Raw genomic sequence first — 18,871 nt, 5'->3', positions numbered from 1 at the left:
AGTCTGGTTCAGTCAAGTTTTGGAAACGGATCAGCCGGGAGCTTGGCGAGCGCCGCAGCCGGCAGCGCGTCGGCTTCGACCAGCGCCGCAGCCCTGCCGAGATCGCCGGCCATGTATCGATCGTCGCCGAGTGCGGGCACCTGTTCGCGAAGGGCCGCGATGACGGCGATGAGCGGCGCGCTGGTCGCATGCGGCGCGCGTAGCGTGATGCCTTGGGCTGCGACCAGAAGCTCGATGCCCAAGATGGCGGCGAGATTGTCGGCCATGTCCGAAAGGCGCCGCGCGGCATGCGCGGCCATCGAGACATGGTCCTCCTGGTTGGCGCTGGTCGGCGTCGAGTCGATTGAGCAGGCCGCAGCGCGCTGCTTGTTCTCGGCATAGAGCGCGGCCGCCGTCACCTCGGCGATCATGAAGCCGGAATTGATGCCGGGGTCCGGCGTCAGAAATGGCGGCAAGCCAAAATTGAGCGCGGGATCGACCAGCGTCGCGATGCGCCGCTCGCTGATCGCACCGACCTCTGACAATGCCAGCGCGATGGTATCGGCGGCGAAGGCCACCGGCTCGGCGTGAAAATTGCCGCCCGAGACGATCTCGCCACTCTCGACCAGCACCAACGGATTATCGGTGACGGCATTGGCCTCGACGATCAGCGTGCGCGCGGCTTGCGTGATCAGATCCAGCGCCGCGCCTGCGACCTGGGGCTGGCAACGCAGGCAATAAGGATCCTGCACGCGCTCGTCGCCTTCGAGATGCGACAGACGGATATCGCTGCCATCGAGCAGCGCAGTCAGCGTCGCGGCAGCTGCGACCTGCCCGGGTTGACCGCGCAGTGCCTGAATCTCGGGGCGGAACGGCGCAGTCGAGGCCATCGCGGCATCCACCGACAGTGCGCCGGTGACGAGCGCGGCGCGGGCGAGGCGAAATGCGCGCAACACGCCGGAAATGGCGTAGGCGGTCGAGAATTGCGTGCCGTTGATCAGCGCGAGGCCCTCTTTGGGGCCGAGCGTCAATGGCGCAAGGCCGGCCGCCGCCAACGCTTCGGCCCCGGACACGGTCTTGCCGTCGATGATAGCCTGCCCCTCGCCGATCATCACCGCCGTCATGTGCGCAAGCGGCGCGAGGTCACCGGAGGCGCCGACCGAGCCCTGCTGCGGCACCAGTGGATAGACGCCCTGCGCCAGCATGGCCTGCAACTGCTCGATCACCTGGCGGCGTACGCCCGAGGCCCCGCGCCCGAGCGAGATGATTTTCAATGCCATCATCAGCCGCACGATCGGCTCGGGCGTCGCCGGCCCAACGCCACAGCAATGCGAGACGATCAGGTTGCGCTGAAGCAGCGCGGTCTGGTCCGGCGGAATGCGCTTTGACGCCAGCTTTCCGAATCCGGTGTTGATGCCATAGACGGGTGCAGCAGCCTGAGCGGCCTTCGCGACGATCTCCGCGGCCGCCTCGACGCGCGGCCAGAACGCGGCATCGAGCACGACGGACGTGCCTTCGAGTACGCTGGCGAGATCGTCGAGGCTGACCGATCCCGGCCTGACGACGATCGCTGCGCCTGGCTCCGTCACTGGCCCCTCCAGACACGGCGGTGCAGCGGATTGAAGCCGATGCGGTAGACCAGTTCGGCGGGACGCTCGATGTCCCAGATCGCGAGATCGCACCATTTCCCGGCCTCCAGCGTGCCGGTCTCATCGAGCATGCCGAGCGCCCGCGCGCCTTCGCGGGTGATACCGGCGAGGCATTCGACGACAGTCATCCGGAACAGCGTCGCACCCATGTTCATGGCAAGCAGCAGCGAGGTCAGCGGCGAGCTGCCCGGATTGCAGTCGGTCGCGAGCGCCATGGGGACGCCGTGCTTGCGGAACGCCTCGACCGGTGGCTTTTGCGTCTCGCGAATGAAGTAAAACGCGCCGGGAAGCAGCACGGCGACCGTACCAGCTTTCGCCATTGCAGCCGCGCCGGCCTCGTCCGTGTGCTCGAGATGATCGGCGGAGAGCGCTGAAAATTTTGCGGCGAGCGCAGCGCCGCCGAGGTTCGAGAGCTGATCCGCATGGAGCCTGACCGGCAAGCCCAGCCCCCGCGCGGTTTCGAACACCCGCGCCGTCTGCTCGGCCGAGAACGCGATGCCCTCCATGAAGGCGTCGACGGCATCGGCAAGGCCGGCTTTCGCGACGGCGGGCAGCATCTTGTTGCAGAGGAGGTCGATATAGCGGTCCTTGTCGCCATCAGCCTCGACCGGCAACGCATGTGCGCCGAGGAAAGAGGTGCGAATCGCCACCGGCCGCTGACGAGCGAGGCTGCGCGCGGCGGAGAGCTGGCGCATCTCGGTCTCGGCATCGAGGCCATAGCCGGACTTGATCTCGATCGTGGTGGCGCCCTCGCCGATCAGCGCATCGAGCCGCGGCAGCGCACTTGCGACCAGTTCGGCCTCGCTCGCCTTGCGCGTTGCGGCGACCGTCGAGACGATGCCGCCGCCGGCACGCGCAATCTCCTCGTAGCTCGCGCCCTTCAGACGCAGCTCGAATTCATGCGCGCGGTTGCCGCCATAGACGAGATGGGTGTGGCAGTCGACGAGGCCCGGCGTGATCCAGCGCCCCTCGCAATCGATCCGCTCGATGGCATCGGCATCGACAGGAAAATCTGCCGCCGCACCGGCATAGACGATGTGGCCGCCGCGTATGGCGATCGCGCCATGCGCGATCTCGCCGAGATCGGGACGGTCGGCCCGCATCGTGGCGAGCCGGGCGTTATGCCAGATCCGGTCGAAGCGCTCTGCCATGCCAGTGTCCCTTCGCGAAGTCCCTGCGCCCTGGGATGCTTGACTTATATGTCTAGACATATAATCGTATGGCGGTTCTGTCCAGCCGGCGTGTCCTCATGTCCCGACTGCATTTCGCCTCCGCGCTCCTGCCCTCGGGCTGGGCCAATGACGTGCAGGTGGTGATCACCGCCGGCGCGATCGCGGCGGTGACGCCGGGCGTGGCATCTGCCGCCGGCGACGAGCGCCACGCCATCGCGCTTCCCGGGCTTGCGAGCCTGCACAGCCACGCCTTTCAGCGCGGCATGGCGGGGCTCGCCGAGCTGCGCGGCGATTCGACCGACACGTTCTGGACCTGGCGCGAGACGATGTATCGTTTCGCGCTGGCGATGACGCCGGACGATGTCGCCGCTGTCGCGACGCTGCTGTATGTCGAGATGCTGGAGCGGGGTTTTACCCGCGTCGGCGAGTTCCACTATCTGCATCACGATCGCGACGGCTCGCATTACGCCAACCTCGCCGAGATGGCCGCGCGCATTGCGCAGGCCGCCGAAGCCTCCCGCATTGGCCTGACGCTGCTGCCGAGTTTTTATGCGCATGGCTCCTTCGGCGGCGCCGCGCCGCACGACGGCCAGCGCCGCTTCATCTGCTCAGTCGATCAGTTCGCCGCGCTGGTGGCAGCGTCACGCAAGGCGATCGCTGCGCTTCCGGGCGCCAATATCGGCATCGCGCCGCACAGCCTGCGCGCGGTCGCGCCGGACGAGCTCACGGCGATCATTCCGCTCGCGGACGGCGGCCCGGTGCACATTCACGCCGCCGAGCAGGTGAAGGAAGTCGAGGATTGCCTCGCCTGGTCGGGGCGGCGTCCGGTGCAATGGCTGCTGGATCACGCGCCACTCGATCAGCGCTGGTGCCTTATTCACGCGACCCACACCACGGATGAGGAAGTTAGCGCATTCGCAAAGACCGGTGCGGTCGCCGGCCTCTGTCCCATCACCGAAGCGAGCCTCGGCGACGGCATCTTTCCGGCGCGCGAATTTCTTGCTGCCGGCGGCGCATTCGGCGTCGGCACCGATTCCAACGTGCTGGTCGGCGTCGCCGACGAGCTGCGCCAGCTCGAATACGGCCAACGACTGAAGCACCGCCAGCGCAACGTCCTCTCCAGCGGCGCCGGCCGCTCGACCGGGCGCGCGTTGTTCGACCATGCGCTCGCGGGCGGCGCGCGGGCGCTGGCGCAGCAGATTGCGGGGCTCGCCCCCGGTGCGCGCGCCGATATCGTCACGCTCGACGCCGCGCATCCGTCGCTGGCGGGACGTGCGGGCGATGCCGCGATCGACGGCTGGATCTTTGCGTCGGGCGGCAGCGCGATCGATTGCGTTTGGGCCGGCGGCAGCAAGGTCGTGGAAGGCGGACAACACAAATTGCGCCAGACCGCGCGCGAACGCTTCAACGCCGCGATGCGGAGGCTCGTTGCATGAGCCTCGCCACCGATGCAGCAGACAAGCCGACGCTCTACAAGCGCATCCGCGCCGACATCGAAAAACGAATCCTGACGGGCGAATGGCCGCCCGGCCATCGCATTCCCTTCGAGCACGAGCTGGTCGCACGCTACGGCTGCTCGCGCATGACGGTGAACAAGGCGCTGTCGGAGCTTGCACAGGCGGATTTGATCGAGCGGCGACGCCGCGCCGGCTCGTTCGTGCGGCGGCCGCAGCATCAGTCGGCGGTGCTCAAGATCGCGGATATCCGCGCAGAGATTATCGCGCTTGGGCGCACTTACGGCTATGAGCTGATCGGCCGCAAGCTGCGCGCGGCGACGGCAGCCGACCGCGAACGTCTTGGCGTCAAGAAGGCCGGCAAGGTGATCGCGATCTCCTGCCGCCACAGCGCCGACAACGTCCCGTTTGCGGTCGAGGACCGGCTGATCGATCTGTCCTCCGTCCCGGACGCTGCGACCGCGGATTTCTCGCGCGAGCCGCCCGGCTCGTGGCTGCTTCATCATGTCCCTTGGACAGAGGCCGAGCACACGATCAGCGCCATTGTGGCGGATGATCGGACGGCGGCGGCGCTCGACATCGCAATCGGCGCGCCATGCCTCGTGATCGACCGCTATACTTGGCGCAGCGCACGCACGATCACAGCGGTGCGACTGCTTTATCCCGGTGACTCTCACCGCCTTGTCGCCCGATTCAAGGGAGGTTGAGACGATGATGTCGGCACAAATCGTGCAACGCTTCGGGCAACGGTCCGTAGGGGCCGACAGAGATCAACAGGACGTCAAACCATCGATCGGCAAGAGGACGACAATCATGCGTAGTTCGAAAGTATTTGCGACAATCATTGCTCTCGCGGCCTCCACCCCTGTGCTCGCCGACGACGTCAAGGTCGGCATCGGCATCTCCGGATGGACCGGCTTCGCGCCGCTGACGCTGGCGAAGGATGCCGGCATCTTCAAGAAGAACGGCCTCGACGTCACCATCAAGAAGATCCCGCAGAAGGACCGCCACCTCGCCATCGCTTCCGGCGACGTGCAGTGCGCGGCGACCACGGTCGAGACCTGGATCTCCTGGAACGCCAACGGCGTCGCGACCAAGCAGATCTTCCAGCTCGACAAGAGCTTTGGTGCCGACGGTATGGCCGTGCGCAACGACGTCGCGTCGATCAAGGAGCTCAAGGGCAAGACGGTCGCGGCCTCCGCGCCCGGCACCTCGCCCTATTTCGCGCTGGCCTGGATGCTGAAGAAGAACGGGCTCACCGTGAAGGACGTCACCGTCGTGAACCTCGAGCCCGCCGCGGCCGCGCAGGCCTTCGTCTCCGGCCAGAACGACGCCGCGATGACCTATGAGCCGTATCTGTCGACCGTGCGCGCCGCGCCCGACAAGGGCAAGATCATCGCGACCACGCTGGATTATCCGATCGTGATGGACACGTTCGGCTGCACGCCGAAATTCCTGAGCGAGAATCCGAAGGCGGCGCAGGCGCTGGCCAACAGCTATTTCGAATCGCTCGACATGATCGCCAAGGACCAGGCCAAGTCCTATGAGATCATGGGCGCCGACGTGAAGCAAACCGGCGAGCAGTTCGGCAACTCTGCAAAATATCTGCGCTGGCAAGACAAGGCCGCGAACCAGAAGTTCTTTGCGGGCGACTTCCTCGCCTTCAACAAGGATGCGGCCGAACTCCTGCTCGAAATCGGCATCATCAAGGCTGCGCCGAAGGTCGAGGACCTCTACGACGCCAGCTTCATCAAGTAGATCCCCAACAGGCCACCGGTCCCGCCGTACGGCGGGACCGGTGCGAGATCGACCATTCGGATAGATAATTGATGCGTCCCCTGGATTCCGTGACATCGAAGCAGCGGGTGGCCTACGGCCTCGCGTTCTTCGTGCTGTTCGTCGCTCTCTGGTCCTGGGCGACCTTCGGCGGCCATGTGTCGAAAACCTTTCTCGCCAATCCGCTGACCATGGTGCAGGAGGGTTATGATCTCCTGGCCAAGCAGGGCTTCCTGTTCGACATCGGCATGACGATCTGGCGCGTCGTCGGCGGCTTTGCGCTCGCGGCGATCATCGCGGTGCCGCTCGGCGTGCTGATGGGCGCCTACAAGCCGGTCGAAGCCTTCCTCGAGCCGTTCGTCTCCTTTGCGCGCTATCTGCCCGCCTCCGCTTTCATTCCACTGTTGATCCTGTGGGCCGGCATCGGCGAATTACAGAAGCTGCTCGTCATCTTCATCGGCTCGGTGTTCCAGGTCATCCTGATGGTCGCGGTGACCGTCGGCGCGACGCGGCGCGACCTGGTGGAAGCCGCCTATACGCTCGGGGCCAGCGACCGCGGCATCATCCACCGCGTGCTGCTGCCCTCGTCCGCGCCCGAGATCGCCGAGATTTTGCGGCTGGTGCTGGGCTGGGCCTGGACCTACGTCATCGTCGCCGAGCTGATCGGCTCGTCCTCCGGCATCGGCCACATGATCACCGACAGCCAGGCGCTGCTCAACACCGGCCAGATCATCTTCGGCATCATCGTGATCGGGTTGATCGGCCTGCTCTCGGACTTCGTGTTCAAGGCGTTCAACGCCTGGCTGTTTCCGTGGAGGTTGGCATGACGATCCTCAAGATCGAGCAGGTCTCTCGCACATTTCCCGCGCGCCACGGCAACGCCCCCACGAGAGCGCTGGAGCCGACCGATCTCACCATCGGCAACAACGACTTCGTCACCATCCTCGGCCCCTCCGGCTGCGGCAAGTCCACGCTGCTGCGGATCGTTGCAGGCCTCGACCGTCCGACCAGCGGGCGCGTCACGCTCGACGGGCGCGAAGTCACCGGCCCCGGCGCCGATCGCGGCATGGTGTTCCAGTCGTACACGCTGTTTCCCTGGCTGACCGTGCGCGAGAACATCGCCTTTGGCCTGCGAGAGCGCGGCGTGGCGGAGGCGGAGCGCAACAAGGTTGCCGACGCCTTCATCCGCCAAGTCGGACTTGCCGGCTTCGAGAACCACTGGCCCAAGCAGCTCTCCGGCGGCATGCAGCAGCGCACGGCGATCGCGCGGGCGCTCGCCAATGATCCGAAGATCCTGCTGCTCGACGAGCCCTTCGGCGCGCTGGATAACCAGACGCGCGCCCTGATGCAGGAGATGCTGCTCGGCATCTGGGAGCGTGACCAGAAGACCGTGCTGTTCGTCACCCACGACATCGAGGAAGCCATCTTCCTCGGCAGCCGTGTCATCGTGATGAGCGCCCGTCCCGGCCGGATCAAGGCCGAGATCTCTGTGGACCTGCCGCATCCGCGCTCCTACAAGATCAAGACCACACCGGAATTCGTCCAGTTGAAGGAACGGCTGGTCGAGGAGATCCGCACCGAGGCGCTGAAGGTTGCCGAACATGCCTGACACACAGCCGCGCGCCAATGGCGAGCGCGTTCTTGCCGATCTCAATGCACTCCGTGCCTTCGGCACCTACAAGACCGGCGTGCACAAGCCCACATTTTCCGAGGCGCACAGGCAATCACTGGACTGGTTGGTGCGGAAGTTGCCCGACGCGAGGCTTACCGGCGCGATCGATGGCATCGGCAATATCATCGGCACCAGCACGAAGGCTGGGCCGAAACTTCTCGCCGGCTCGCATCTGGAAAGCCAGAACTACGCCGGCTGGCTCGATGGCCCGCTGGGCGTCGTCTACGCTTTCGAAGCGGCACGCGTGCTCAACGCCGATCCCACCGTGAAGGGCGCGGTGGAAGTGGCCGCATGGTGCGACGAGGAGGGCCATTTCGGCAGCTTCCTCGGCTCGCGCTCCTATGTCGGGCAGGTCACCGAGGCCGAGATCGACGCGGCGCGCGACCGCAGCAACGGGCGCACGATGCGCGATGCGCTCGCCGACATGGGCCTTGCCGGGCGCCCACGCGTCACCGCCGAGCCCGGACGGCATGTCGGCTATCTCGAGGCACATATCGAGCAGGGCGACACGCTCGAAAGCGGTAAGCTTGCGATCGGTGTCGTCACCTCCATCGTCGGCATCTGGCAGTACCGTATCAATTTCACCGGCGAGCAGAACCACGCCGGCACCACGCGCATGGCCGTGCGCAAGGATGCGGGCCTCGCGCTTGCCAAATTCTGCGTGGCGATCGACGAGCGCTTCCCGGCCGCGTGCGGTCCGCGCACGGTCTGGACAACAGGCCGCATCACGCTCGATCCGGGCGCACCGAGCATCATTCCCGGCAGCGCCGAGATGCTGTTTCAGATCCGCGACGATAACCCGGCCGTCATCGCGCAACTGGAGGAGTTGCTGCGAAGCATGGCGGCTGAGACCACCGCGAAGGGCCCCTGCACCGTCAACGTAGAGAAAATTCGCACCGGTGCGCCCGCCATGATGGATACCCGCTTCCAGGACGCGATCGACGTCGCAAGCAAGGCGCTCGCCGGTGGACGATCGATCCGCATGCCGAGCGGCGCCGGCCACGATGCGCAGATGCTCGCGACCATCATGCCCGCAGGCATGCTGTTCGTGCCATCGATCGGCGGTATCAGCCATCACTGGACCGAGAACACCGCCGATGCGGACATCGTCACCGGCGCGCAGGTCTACGTCGATGCCTGCCGACGGATACTCGGTGGCTAGAACGATGTTCCGCCGCCGAACCTGAACTCCTGGACCACGTCGTATTTGCCCTTCGTGAGCGGCACGGCGTAATCGAAGCGCAGCGGTCCGAACGGCGAGGCCCAGATCAGGCCAACGCCGACCGACGAGCGCACCACGCTGCTGTCGTCATATTGCAGTCCGCAGGTCGGGCATGCCTTGGTGTTGACCTCACCTGTGGCCGCCCACGAGGTCGGACCCTGGTAACCCCAGAGCGAGCCGGCATCGGCATAGACCGCACCCTTCAGGCCAACCTCCTTGGGCAGGAACCAGAACGGCATCTGCAACTCCATGGACGCGCCCCAGTACTTCGTGCCGCCGAGCGCATCGCCTGTGGCGCCGTACCCTGCATAGGTGATGTCGCGCGGACCGATGCCGTTGGGAGCGAAGCCGCGCACGAGGTTCGGGCCCATCTGGAAGTGGTCCAGCATGCGCAGATCGTCGTTACCGATCTTGCTGAGAACACCTCCCTGGAGATGGATCACGCTGATGAGATCGGACACCAGCGAGGTGTAGTATTTTGTGTCCAGCGCGGTCTTCAAATAGGTGACGTCGCCGCCCACGCCGGCGAAATCCTGCTTGAAGTCGACGAGCAGGCCGTCGGTCGGGTTCTTGGTGTTGTCGAGCGTGTTATAGGTCAGGGTGTAGCCCAACGCCGAGGTCAAGGTCTTGCCGTTAGCCAATTCCTTTCGGATCGGCAGGCTCGATTCGCCGTCAGCGTAGCAGCCGTAGCCGTAGTATCCTGAGCTCGTCGAGTTTGTGGGATCCGCTCCGCCCAGCACGTTCTGGATGTAGGCCGGCGTCGGGTTGAAGGCCAGCGACGCATTGGCTGCGTTGTTGTTGCAATTGTTGTAAGCGCTGGGAAGCGTGATGCTCTGCTGATAGAGTGAATAACGGAGCTGGAGCGACAGGTCCTCGCGCAGCGCGAAGCCCAGGCGCGGCGAGAAGCCCAGCGTCGTCACCCCATAGCTCGTATAGCTGTTCGACAGATTCTCGCGCCAATAAGTGTCAAATCCGAGTGCGATCCGGTAATCGAGCAGATAGGGCTCGACGAACGATAGCGACACGCCGCGGGCGTACTGGCCGTAAGTCACCGAGGCCTTGGCAAAGAGCCCCTTGCCGAGCAGATTGCGCTCCGAGACCGAGACTTCGGCGAGCGCACCGTCGGTGGTCGAGTAGCCGCCGGAGATCGAGAAATCGCCGGTCGACTTCTCCTCCATGTCGACGATCAGAATCACGCGGTCGCTGGAGGAGCCCGGCTCCGTGGTGATCTTGACGCTCTTGAAGTAATCGAGGTTCTTCAGCCGGCGCTCGGCGCGGTCGACCAGCGCGCGGTTGTAGGCATCGCCCTCGGAGATGTCGAATTCGCGGCGGATCACGTAGTCGCGCGTGCGGGTGTTGCCGCGCAGATTGATGCGCTCGATATAGGTGCGCGGCCCTTCGTCGATGTTGAAAACGACGGAGACGGTGTGCGCCTCGAAATTGCGGTCTCCGCTCGGCCGTACGACGGCGAAGGCATAGCCGCGGCGTGACGCCTCAATCTGCATCTCCTCGGTCGATTTCTCGACCGATTCGACGTTGTAGAGCGAGCCGACATTGACGCGCGATAAGCTGCGCAGCGAGCTCGCGTCGAAATTGGCGATGCTAGAACGGAACTCGACCACGCCGACGCGATATTGCTGGCCTTCCTCGATCTTGAAGCTAACGAGAAAGCCCTTCTTGTCTGGATCATACTCGGTCAGCGCCGCCACCACCTGCGCATCGGCGAAACCGTTTTTGAGGTAGAAGCGGCGGATCAGGTCGCGGTCGGCCTCGACGCGGTCGGGATCGTAGATGTCACCGCTGCTGAGGAAGCTGAGCAGATTGCTTTCATGGGTCTTGATCACGTCGCGCAGCCGCGCGGCGGAGAAGGCGCTGTTGCCGATGAACTCGATCGATTTGACGCCGGTCTTTGCGCCCTCCTCGATCGTGAAGACGAGATCGACGCGGTTGTTTGGCTGTTCGATGATTTCGGGGGTGACGCGCACATCGTAGCGGCCCGAACGGCGATAGATCTCGGCGATCCGCAGCGTGTCGGATTGCACCATCGCCCGCGAGAAGGTCCCGCGCGGCTTGGACTGGATTTCAGCCGTGAGTTGCTCGTCCTTGATCTTCTTGTTGCCCTCGAACGCGACGCGGCCGATCACGGCGTTCTCCACCACCGACACGACGATGTGGCCGCCGACCCTGTTGACCTTCACATCCTGGAACAGGCCGGTCTCGACCAGTGCCTTGAGCCCGTCGTCGACGGCAATCTGGTCAAACTGCCCGCCGGGGCCGGCCTTGAAGTAGGAACGGACCGTTTCAGCCTCGACGCGGCGATTGCCTTCGACGACGATCGCATCCGTAGTTTGCGCCGCGGCCGGCTGCGGCAGCAGCAGCGGAAGTGAGGTTGCCAACGACACGCCGGTCGCGACCACCGCGACAAGCCAGGCCCGCAAAAACGACATTCCACACCTCAAGAGCAGCTAACATGCTCTGAAACGGGAAAGCTGTGGCCACGGTGTGGCTTTGGTATTGCTGTACTGTTTCCAGGGATTGAGTTTGATTGAGCCGGCACCGCGCAAACCGCCTCGTGCGCGGCGTTTGCGCGCAGAGCCAGCAACATCGGGCAATGGGAGCTATTCGGCAGGCAAGGCGCGCATCAATCGCGAGCTCGAGATTACGGCAGATTGTCCCGCAGGAAAATGTCGATACGGATGCGCTCCTGATCAGGGCTGATCGGCTCTTCCATGCAATGCGCCAGCAGCACCCTGGCCGCGGAGCGCGCCTCGTGGCCGGGATCCTGGTTGATGATCGCATCGAGCGTGCCGCGCACCAGGAAGCGTCGCGTATGCTGGGTCAGCTCATGGGTGATCCAGACCACGTCGCGCGCGCGGCCGGAGGCCTCGAGCGCCTCGGCGATGCCGCGATTGCCGGCGCCGCAGCAGTAGATGCCGCGCAGGTCCGCATGGCGCTTGAGCAGCGCGGCAGTGAGCTCCCGCGTGCGCTCGCTGTCGTCGCGGCCCTCGATCACGGGCAATGCCGTGAGGTTCGGATACTCGCTGGACAATATCTGGTGGAATCCGAACTGCCGCTCGGTGTGATCGCGCAACGACAACGATCCCGCGATCACGGCCACCTTCCCCTCCCCGCCTGCAAGGAAGCGTCCCGTGAGCGTTGCCGCGGTTCGTCCCGCAGCCGGATTGTCGATACCGACATAGTGCAGACGGCGCGAGCTCGGTGCATCCGATACAAGGGTCACCACGGCGACCCCGCGCGCGGCGAGTTGGTCGATCGCATCGCGTACCCTGGGGTGGTCGAGCGCGACCACGGCGACTCCGTGATAGGCCGGCGACAGGTCTTCCAGCGCACCGGCGAGCACATCCGGATCGAAGACGTCGACATGGAGGAGATCGATGAAGCCACGCTGGCCGGTGAGCCAGTCTGCGGTGCGCTGGACCTGCTCGGTCAGGTTGGTCATGAAGCTGTTGCTGCCGGTTGGCAGCACGAAGGCAAAGCGGAACGTCTGCCCGCGGGCGAGCCGCGCGGCGGCGACGTCGGCACGATAGCCGAGCTTTGCCACTGCGGCCTCGACGCGTGCAATGGTCTTGGCGCGGACGCCTTCTCGCCGGTTGACGACGCGATCGACGGTGGCGAGCGAGACGCCCGCCGCGCGCGCGACGTCTTCCAGCGTCGCACGAACCGCCGGCTGGATCGCACCAGCCGTCATTCGCGCGCCGCCCACAGCATGCCGCGGGTCATCAACGTCCTGATCTCCGGCACGTCGAGCTCGTAGGCGCGGTGGCCGAGCGAGGAATAGAACACCCTGCCGGCGCCGTAGCGCTTCTTCCACACCACCGGCATCACCACGCCGTCGATCCAGGGCGCGTGCTCGCCGGTGAAGGTCGTCGTCGCCAACACCTCGTTGGCGGGGTCGACATGCATATAATACTGCTCTGAACGATGCTCGAAACTGCTTAAGCCCTTCACGATGGGATCATCCGGCTTGGTGACATCGACCTTGTAATCGATGATGTTGCCGGGATGCGCGACCCACTGCCCGCCGCACAAAAACTGATAGTCGACGGACTCGCGGAAAGCATCACACATACCGCCATGATGGCCGGCGAGCCCGACGCCACCGCTCACCGCGGCGCAGAGATTGAGCGCGTCCGCCTTCTCGATCTTCGACATGGTGTAGATCGGGATGATCAACGAGAGATCGTGGATCTTGGGATCGCCGAACGCCTCCGTCGTCGTTTCGATCCGGACCTCGAAGTCTTCGGCCTTGAGCCAGCCGCGGATCATCGAGGCACACAAATCGGGATCGTGTCCCGGCCAGCCACCCCATACAATCAATGCCTTGCGCATGGTCATTCCCTCAGTCGATCTGTCCGGTTTCGCGTCCGGCTGGCAGCATCGCCGGCCGCTCCACGCGGCTCTCGATCTTGACGCGGCGGCCCTCGTCGGCGGAGGTCTGGAACGCCTCCATCACCTCCAGCACGTGGAAGGCGAGCGCGCCGCTGGCGCGATGCGGCCGGTCATTCAGGATCGCAGCGGCCATATCGGCGACGCCGATGGACCGGAATTCGCCTTCCGCATGACCGTGCGTCAGCGGCATCGCCTCCCATTCGCCGCCGGTCTTCGCCACCTGCACCTCGCCGCCAAAGCGGTTCGGGTCCGGCACCAGCATGCTGCCCTTGTCGCCGTAGATCTCGATCGGTGCATGGCGGTGTTTCGGCACGTCGAAGCTCATCGCGATCGAGACGACCGCCCCGCTCTCGAATTCGAGCGTCCCCGCGACATGAGTCGCGACCTCGACCGGGATCATCGCACCGTTCATCGGCTGGCTAGTGACCAGCCGCTCGGATCGCGGACGGGCCGTCGAGCCCATCACGCCGGCGACCGGACCGAGCAACTGGACCAGATCGGTGATGTAGTACGGCCCCATGTCGAGCATCGGCCCGCCACCTCGCAGATAGTAGAAGCCTGGCGCCGGATGCCAGCGCTCATGGCCGGGACAGCCGAAGAAGGCGCTGCCGGCGACCGGCGTGCCGATCGCACCGTCATCGATCAGCTTGCGCGCGGTCTGGTGTCCGCCGCCGAGGAAGGTGTCGGGCGCGGAGCCGACGCGCAAATTCTTCTGCGCGGCGAGATCCATCACCTTGCGCGCTTCGGCGACGTTGATGCCGAGCGGCTTTTCGGAATGGACGTGCTTGCCGGCGTTGAGCACGGCGAGGCTGACGTCGGTGTGGGCCAGCGGCACCGTGAGATTGATGACGATCTCGACATCGTCGCGCTTCAGCAATTGATCGACCCGCATTGCCGGCAGGCCGAACGCTGCGCCCTGCCGCTCCGCGACATCGCTGCGCATGTCCGCCAGCGCCTTGACCTCCATGACCGGGAACCGCTGGGCCGCCTTGAGATAGGCAGTGCTGATCACACCGCAGCCGATGATTCCGATGCCGACTTTTCTCATTGTTATCTCCGTGAAGTCTTGCTCATCCCTTGACCGCGCCTGCGGTGAGGCCGGCGACGATGTGCTTCTGCGCCAGCAGGAACAGAATGATGGTCGGCAGGATGGTGAGCGTGATGAAGGCCAGGATCAGGTGCCATTCGGAGGAGTATTCGCCCTGATAGACCATGATACCGAGCGGCCAGGGATAGAGTGCGTCGGTGTTGAGCATCACCAGCGGCAGCAGATAAGCATTCCAGCTGTTGACGAAGGTGATGGTGCCGACGGTCGCGAGAATCGGCCGCGACAACGGCAGTGTCACGTAGCGGAAAAATTTGATGTAGCTGCAGCCATCGACCAGGGCCGCTTCGAGCAGCTCATGGGGAATGTCCTTGAAGAAGCGCCGCAGCAGCAACACGCTCATGGCAAGGCTGAAAGCCACCTGCGGCAGGGCGACGCCAAAGTAGGTGTCGAGCAGGCCGAGGTCGCGGACCCTGATGAACAGCGGCAGCACCGCGGTCGCGGCCGGAAACAGCAGCCCGAGTGTCAGGTAGCTCAGCAGCATCGAGCTGCCGTAGAACTTGACGTGCGCGAAGGTGAAGGCAGCCATCGAGGCGACGATCAGGGTCAGGGTGACCGTGAGCGTCGAGATGATCAGAGAGTTGCGCAAGAGCTGCCAGTAACGGCCGGAGAACAGGATGTCGGCATAATTCTGCCACTCCCAATGCCTGGGCAGGCCGAATGGATTGACACGCAGCTCGCCGAGCGACTTGAAGCCACCGAGCAGTGTCGCAAGCAGCGGCACCAGCACGAAGATGGCGACGAGCGCAAGGAACAGCGCCTTGAACAGCGCGGCGGGATCGTACGGTCGGCGGGCGGTCTCGGTGTTATTCATCGCGCATGAACCATCGCTTGTAGGTGAAGGCAAAGGTCACGCAAATCGTGAACAGAATGACGCCGATCGCACTGCCATAGCCCACCCGCATGCGTGAGATGCCGTTGTTGTAGAGGAAGCTCACCATGGTGTTGGAGGAGTCTGCGGGGCCGCCGCGAGTGAGCGGCATGACGAGGTCGAACAGCTGCAGTGACCCGACGATGGCAAAGAATACGGAGAGACGGATGGTCGGATAGAGCAAGGGGATGACGACATGGCGCAGGGTCTGCGCCCGCGTCGCGCCGTCGATCCGTGCAGCCTCGATCAGGCTCTTGTCGAGGCTCTGGAGCGCTGCGATGAACAGCATCATGTGGAAGCCGAAATACTTCCACACGATCACGATCAGCACCGCCAGCATCGCAGTGTCGGTCGAGGCCAGCAAATGCGGCGGCTCGGCGCCGAACGTGCGCCAGATCGAGGCGACGAGGCCGTAATCGCCGTCATAGACGAAGGAGAAGATCAGCCCGGTCGCGATTTCGGCCAGGATATAGGGCATGAAGAACAACATGCGCAGCGCCACCGCGCCACGAAACTTCTCGGCGAGCATCAGGGCCAGCGTCAGTGCAAGCGGCAGCTGGATCGCGAGCGAGACCGCGATGATCAGCCCGTTGTTGCGCAGCGCGAGCCAGAAGGCGCGCGTTTCCAGCACGAAGCGGTAGTTGTCGAAGCCGATCCAGTTGGTTGGCTTGCCGAAGCCATTCCAGTTGAAGCCCGAGTACCACGCCGCCTCACCGATTGGCAGCACCACAAACAACGTGAACAGCAGCAGGGCCGGCGGCAGGAACAGGATCAGGACCGTGAAACGGCCGTCCCAACCCGGGCCGCGAACCGCAACCTGAGGGGGCGCCTCGCCAGCAATGCTCACCGGCGAGGCGATCGCGATCCGCCGCGCCACCGTCAGTTGCCCTGCTTGTACGCTGCTTCGATCGCCTTCGCAGCGTCCTGCGGGCTCATGCTGCCACCGGCGATCTCCGCGGTGACGTCGTTCACGACGCGGCCGACCGACGGGCCGAGGCTCTGGTCATAGAAGTTCTGATGATAATTCGACTTCGCCAGATTGGCCGCGATCTGCTTCATGAAAGCACTGTTGAGGCCGGCCTCGCCGCCCTTGACGACGGGAACGATGAAGTTGCCGGCGGCGAGCCGCGCCTGCACGTCCTTGGAGATAAAGAACTTGAGGAAGTCGGTGGCCTCCTTGGGCGCCCCCTTGGTGATCAGCCAACCGGTGATGCCGCCGAGCGTGTCTGACGGCTCGCCCTTGCCGCCGGGTACGACCGGAAAATCGAACCAGCCGAGCTTGTCGTCGGCGAGACCGACCTTGTCAGCGGCAAGCGCGCGCTGGGTGTGATAGAAGGACGAGATGGCGAGGGTCATCGCGGCCTTGCCGTCACCGAAATAGCCGACGGCCTGCGGGTTCTTGAAGCCGAGGAAGCCGTTCTGGAACGGCTGCAGGTCGACGAGCTGCTTGAACAGCTCACCGGACTTCTGGAAGGTCTCGCCGGCGAAGCCGCCGTTCTCACCCTTCAGCGCTGCATCGAAGGCAGCCTTGCCGCCAATGCGCACTGCGAGATGCGTCCAGTAGAAGTGCAGCGGCCATTTGTCGGCGCCGCCAACCACAATCGGCGTAACACCCGCGGCCTTCAGCGTTTTCACCGCGCCGAGCAGATCGTCCCATGTCTTGATCTTGCTTGCATCGACGTGACCCTTGGCCATCAAATCCTTGTTGTAGAGGAAGCCGACCTGCGACAGTGCGATCGGAAGTCCAAAGACGTGGCCGTTCTGGGTGAAGGCGGCGAGCGCCGCCGGTGCGATCGTGTCGCTATAGCCGCCGCTCTTCACAGAATCGGTGATGTCTTCGAGAACACCGGCCTCGATCTGCGTCTTCAGGACGCCGCCGGCCCAACTATAGATGATGTGCGGCCGGTCCTTGGATTGCAGGATGGTCGGCAGCTTGGCCTTGTAGGCCTCGTTCTCGAGGAACTGCATCTCGACCTTGACGCCGGGATGCGACGCCTCATAGGCACGCGCGACCTCCTCCCAGACCTTCACCTGGGCCGGATTAACCTCGATGTGCAGCCATTTTACCGTGGTATCGGCTGCGGCGACGTTGGCGTCAAACAGGCATGCGGCAGCGGCGAGTCCCAGCTTCTTGAGCAGTCTCATCTCATCCTCCCAACAGGCTCTTATTCTTTGGCTGCAATCCTGCCTTCAATTTTTGAGGTACGCAACACAAATTCTGACCTATGCACCTCACGAAGGGAATGGATAAGGTCGGGAAAAGAGGCGGGGCGGCCCGTCGCGCCGCCCGCAACAAACTGGGAGTTGCCCATGGCTGCCATCTATTCCGACCTCGCCGGCAAGGTCGTGCTCGTCACCGGAGGCGCAGCGGGAATTGGCGCCGCAATCGTGCGGCACTTCGCGGAGCAGAAATCCAAGGTGGTGTTCTTCGACATCAAGGTCGAAGAGGGACAACGCCTGGCGCGCGAGCTATCCGATCGGGGACTGGCTGCGCATTTCCAGCGCGTCGACCTGACCGACATCCCCGCGCTGCGCGCCGGCGTGGCGGAGGCGCGCAAGGCGCACGGCGCGATCAACATCCTGATCAACAACGCCGCGCATGATGAACGGCACAAAACCGAGGAGATGACGCCGGACTATTGGGACGACCGCATCGCAGTGAATCTGAAGCACCAGTTCTTCGCCTCGCAAGCCGTGCTGCCGGACATGAAGGCGGCAAACGCCGGCGCCATCATCAATTTCGGCTCGGTGTCGTGGATCGCCGGACAAGGCGGCATGGCTGCCTACACCGCCAGCAAATCAGGCGTGATCGGTTTGACGCGCTCGCTGGCACGTGACTACGGTCCCTACAATATCCGCGTGAACGCGATCGCGCCGGGTTGGATCATGACCGAGCGTCAGCTCGAGAAATGGATGACGCCGGCCGGCGAGATCGAACTGCAGCAGCGACAGTGCCTGAAGCGCAGGCTGGTCCCGGACGAGGTCGCGAAATTCACCGTCTTTCTTGCCTCCGAAGAGGCCTCCGCCTGTACGGCCCAGCATTACATCGTCGATGGTGGATGGGTGTGATGCCTTGAGGATGGCGGGCGCGCCAATTCCAAGCTGTGACGCGTCCGCGGGTTGACTTGCGGAAAGGTTCAGCGGCTATTCCGGCAAACGTCTCGTCGTACCGGCAACGTCCAAGGTGGCACCATGATCAAGCGCGTCCTACCCTATGAGGGATTGCTTCACGAAGTTGTCGAGCATAATGGCGTGCTCTACATCGGCGGGATTGTTCCTGAGGACACCAGCCTCGATATGGCGGGCCAGGCAAGTGATGTACTTGGCCAGTTGTCGCGCTTGCTGGAAACCCTGGGATCGGACCGCTCCCATGTCCTGCAGGTGACGATCTTCGTGACAAAACTCAGCGAGAAGGCCGCATTCAATACGGCCTGGAAAGCCTGCTTCGCGGAGGCGTCTCTGCCGGCGCGCGCAGTCATCGGGGTTGCCGACCTCGGCCCCGGCGTCAAGCTCGAGATGACAGCGATCGCGGCTCGACGCGCGTCGAGCTGACGGCGCGAA

At 64.3% G+C, this 18,871-nt stretch carries 17 protein-coding genes; 8 read left to right on the top strand and 9 right to left on the bottom strand.

What is annotated here, in order from left to right:
• Positions 1 to 8: 8 nt before the first annotated feature.
• Both hutH and hutI read right to left on the bottom strand, forming a co-directional pair.
• Positions 9 to 1,568: a histidine ammonia-lyase gene (hutH, locus tag ACWAT4_RS12725; RefSeq protein WP_449730683.1), complete on the bottom strand. Its 1,560-nt coding sequence runs from the start codon at positions 1,566 to 1,568 to the stop codon at positions 9 to 11.
• Entirely contained in the window at positions 1,565 to 2,779 is a 1,215-nt protein-coding gene (hutI, locus tag ACWAT4_RS12720; protein WP_449730682.1) for an imidazolonepropionase, read from the bottom strand. The genes hutH and hutI overlap by 4 nt, the downstream gene beginning before the upstream one ends.
• A gap of 98 nt (positions 2,780 to 2,877) precedes the next feature.
• On the opposite strand from hutI, the gene ACWAT4_RS12715 reads away from it, so the two are divergent.
• From ACWAT4_RS12715 to ACWAT4_RS12690, 6 genes are all read left to right on the top strand, one after another.
• The gene (locus ACWAT4_RS12715; protein ID WP_449730681.1) at positions 2,878 to 4,236 is read left to right on the top strand and encodes a formimidoylglutamate deiminase; all 1,359 of its coding nucleotides are present in this window, start codon (positions 2,878 to 2,880) and stop codon (positions 4,234 to 4,236) included.
• Positions 4,233 to 4,961, top strand: a complete 729-nt coding sequence (gene hutC / locus ACWAT4_RS12710) for a histidine utilization repressor (protein ID WP_212298712.1) — start codon at positions 4,233 to 4,235, stop codon at positions 4,959 to 4,961. The genes ACWAT4_RS12715 and hutC overlap by 4 nt, the downstream gene beginning before the upstream one ends.
• 106 nt (positions 4,962 to 5,067) lie before the next feature.
• A complete protein-coding gene (locus ACWAT4_RS12705; RefSeq protein WP_449730680.1) occupies positions 5,068 to 6,012 on the top strand; it encodes an ABC transporter substrate-binding protein in 945 nt (314 codons plus the stop codon).
• Positions 6,013 to 6,083: 71 nt separating this feature from the next.
• Positions 6,084 to 6,857 carry an ABC transporter permease gene (locus ACWAT4_RS12700; protein WP_449731204.1) on the top strand — a complete coding sequence of 258 codons (774 nt, stop codon included), beginning with the start codon at positions 6,084 to 6,086 and terminating at the stop codon, positions 6,855 to 6,857.
• Positions 6,854 to 7,639, top strand: a complete 786-nt coding sequence (locus ACWAT4_RS12695) for an ABC transporter ATP-binding protein (protein WP_212425484.1) — start codon at positions 6,854 to 6,856, stop codon at positions 7,637 to 7,639. The genes ACWAT4_RS12700 and ACWAT4_RS12695 overlap by 4 nt, the downstream gene beginning before the upstream one ends.
• Positions 7,632 to 8,864, top strand: a complete 1,233-nt coding sequence (locus ACWAT4_RS12690; RefSeq protein WP_212425483.1) for a Zn-dependent hydrolase — start codon at positions 7,632 to 7,634, stop codon at positions 8,862 to 8,864. Before ACWAT4_RS12695 ends, ACWAT4_RS12690 begins: the two co-directional genes overlap by 8 nt.
• On the opposite strand, the gene bamA is transcribed toward ACWAT4_RS12690, so the two are convergent.
• The 7 genes from bamA to ACWAT4_RS12655 form a co-directional block, all read right to left on the bottom strand.
• Positions 8,861 to 11,371: an outer membrane protein assembly factor BamA gene (gene bamA, locus ACWAT4_RS12685; RefSeq protein WP_449730679.1), complete on the bottom strand. Its 2,511-nt coding sequence runs from the start codon at positions 11,369 to 11,371 to the stop codon at positions 8,861 to 8,863. The two genes, ACWAT4_RS12690 and bamA, sit on opposite strands and share 4 nt — an antisense overlap.
• A gap of 212 nt (positions 11,372 to 11,583) precedes the next feature.
• Positions 11,584 to 12,633 (bottom strand): LacI family DNA-binding transcriptional regulator, encoded by a 1,050-nt coding sequence (locus tag ACWAT4_RS12680; RefSeq protein WP_212425481.1) that lies wholly within the window; start codon positions 12,631 to 12,633, stop codon positions 11,584 to 11,586.
• Positions 12,630 to 13,274 carry a ThuA domain-containing protein gene (locus tag ACWAT4_RS12675; RefSeq protein WP_449730678.1) on the bottom strand — a complete coding sequence of 215 codons (645 nt, stop codon included), beginning with the start codon at positions 13,272 to 13,274 and terminating at the stop codon, positions 12,630 to 12,632. The genes ACWAT4_RS12680 and ACWAT4_RS12675 overlap by 4 nt, the downstream gene beginning before the upstream one ends.
• Positions 13,275 to 13,284: 10 nt before the next feature.
• Entirely contained in the window at positions 13,285 to 14,382 is a 1,098-nt protein-coding gene (locus tag ACWAT4_RS12670; RefSeq protein WP_212425479.1) for a Gfo/Idh/MocA family protein, read from the bottom strand.
• A gap of 22 nt (positions 14,383 to 14,404) precedes the next feature.
• Positions 14,405 to 15,253: a carbohydrate ABC transporter permease gene (locus tag ACWAT4_RS12665; protein ID WP_449730677.1), complete on the bottom strand. Its 849-nt coding sequence runs from the start codon at positions 15,251 to 15,253 to the stop codon at positions 14,405 to 14,407.
• Positions 15,246 to 16,187 carry a carbohydrate ABC transporter permease gene (locus ACWAT4_RS12660; RefSeq protein ID WP_449730676.1) on the bottom strand — a complete coding sequence of 314 codons (942 nt, stop codon included), beginning with the start codon at positions 16,185 to 16,187 and terminating at the stop codon, positions 15,246 to 15,248. The genes ACWAT4_RS12665 and ACWAT4_RS12660 overlap by 8 nt, the downstream gene beginning before the upstream one ends.
• 2 nt (positions 16,188 to 16,189) lie before the next feature.
• Positions 16,190 to 17,455, bottom strand: coding sequence for an extracellular solute-binding protein (locus tag ACWAT4_RS12655; RefSeq protein ID WP_449730675.1), 1,266 nt, complete (start codon positions 17,453 to 17,455; stop codon positions 16,190 to 16,192).
• A 165-nt stretch (positions 17,456 to 17,620) separates the two neighbouring features.
• Between ACWAT4_RS12655 and ACWAT4_RS12650 the strand changes: the two genes are divergently transcribed.
• Positions 17,621 to 18,379, top strand: coding sequence for an SDR family NAD(P)-dependent oxidoreductase (locus ACWAT4_RS12650; RefSeq protein ID WP_212425476.1), 759 nt, complete (start codon positions 17,621 to 17,623; stop codon positions 18,377 to 18,379).
• A 123-nt stretch (positions 18,380 to 18,502) separates the two neighbouring features.
• Positions 18,503 to 18,862, top strand: coding sequence for a RidA family protein (locus ACWAT4_RS12645; RefSeq protein ID WP_212298724.1), 360 nt, complete (start codon positions 18,503 to 18,505; stop codon positions 18,860 to 18,862).
• Positions 18,863 to 18,871 lie beyond the last annotated feature (9 nt).

This window comes from Bradyrhizobium sp. T-1 (assembly GCF_053592855.1).
Note: the sequence above shows the minus strand (reverse complement) of the source record. Positions and strands in the feature narration are given on the sequence as shown.

Excerpts from the sequence above, each read along its gene's own strand:
- hutI (WP_449730682.1), bottom strand. The coding sequence starts at position 2,779 with ATGGCAGAGCGCTTCGACCGGATCTGGCATAACGCCCGGCTCGCCACG.
- ACWAT4_RS12650 (WP_212425476.1), top strand. The coding sequence starts at position 17,621 with ATGGCTGCCATCTATTCCGACCTCGCCGGCAAGGTCGTGCTCGTCACC.
- ACWAT4_RS12675 (WP_449730678.1), bottom strand. The coding sequence starts at position 13,274 with ATGCGCAAGGCATTGATTGTATGGGGTGGCTGGCCGGGACACGATCCC.
- ACWAT4_RS12665 (WP_449730677.1), bottom strand. The coding sequence starts at position 15,253 with ATGAATAACACCGAGACCGCCCGCCGACCGTACGATCCCGCCGCGCTG.
- ACWAT4_RS12715 (WP_449730681.1), top strand. The coding sequence starts at position 2,878 with ATGTCCCGACTGCATTTCGCCTCCGCGCTCCTGCCCTCGGGCTGGGCC.
- ACWAT4_RS12680 (WP_212425481.1), bottom strand. The coding sequence starts at position 12,633 with ATGACGGCTGGTGCGATCCAGCCGGCGGTTCGTGCGACGCTGGAAGAC.
- ACWAT4_RS12700 (WP_449731204.1), top strand. The coding sequence starts at position 6,084 with ATGCGTCCCCTGGATTCCGTGACATCGAAGCAGCGGGTGGCCTACGGC.
- ACWAT4_RS12705 (WP_449730680.1), top strand. The coding sequence starts at position 5,068 with ATGCGTAGTTCGAAAGTATTTGCGACAATCATTGCTCTCGCGGCCTCC.
- bamA (WP_449730679.1), bottom strand. The coding sequence starts at position 11,371 with ATGTCGTTTTTGCGGGCCTGGCTTGTCGCGGTGGTCGCGACCGGCGTG.
- ACWAT4_RS12655 (WP_449730675.1), bottom strand. The coding sequence starts at position 17,455 with ATGAGACTGCTCAAGAAGCTGGGACTCGCCGCTGCCGCATGCCTGTTT.
- ACWAT4_RS12695 (WP_212425484.1), top strand. The coding sequence starts at position 6,854 with ATGACGATCCTCAAGATCGAGCAGGTCTCTCGCACATTTCCCGCGCGC.
- hutC (WP_212298712.1), top strand. The coding sequence starts at position 4,233 with ATGAGCCTCGCCACCGATGCAGCAGACAAGCCGACGCTCTACAAGCGC.
- ACWAT4_RS12670 (WP_212425479.1), bottom strand. The coding sequence starts at position 14,382 with ATGAGAAAAGTCGGCATCGGAATCATCGGCTGCGGTGTGATCAGCACT.
- ACWAT4_RS12690 (WP_212425483.1), top strand. The coding sequence starts at position 7,632 with ATGCCTGACACACAGCCGCGCGCCAATGGCGAGCGCGTTCTTGCCGAT.
- ACWAT4_RS12645 (WP_212298724.1), top strand. The coding sequence starts at position 18,503 with ATGATCAAGCGCGTCCTACCCTATGAGGGATTGCTTCACGAAGTTGTC.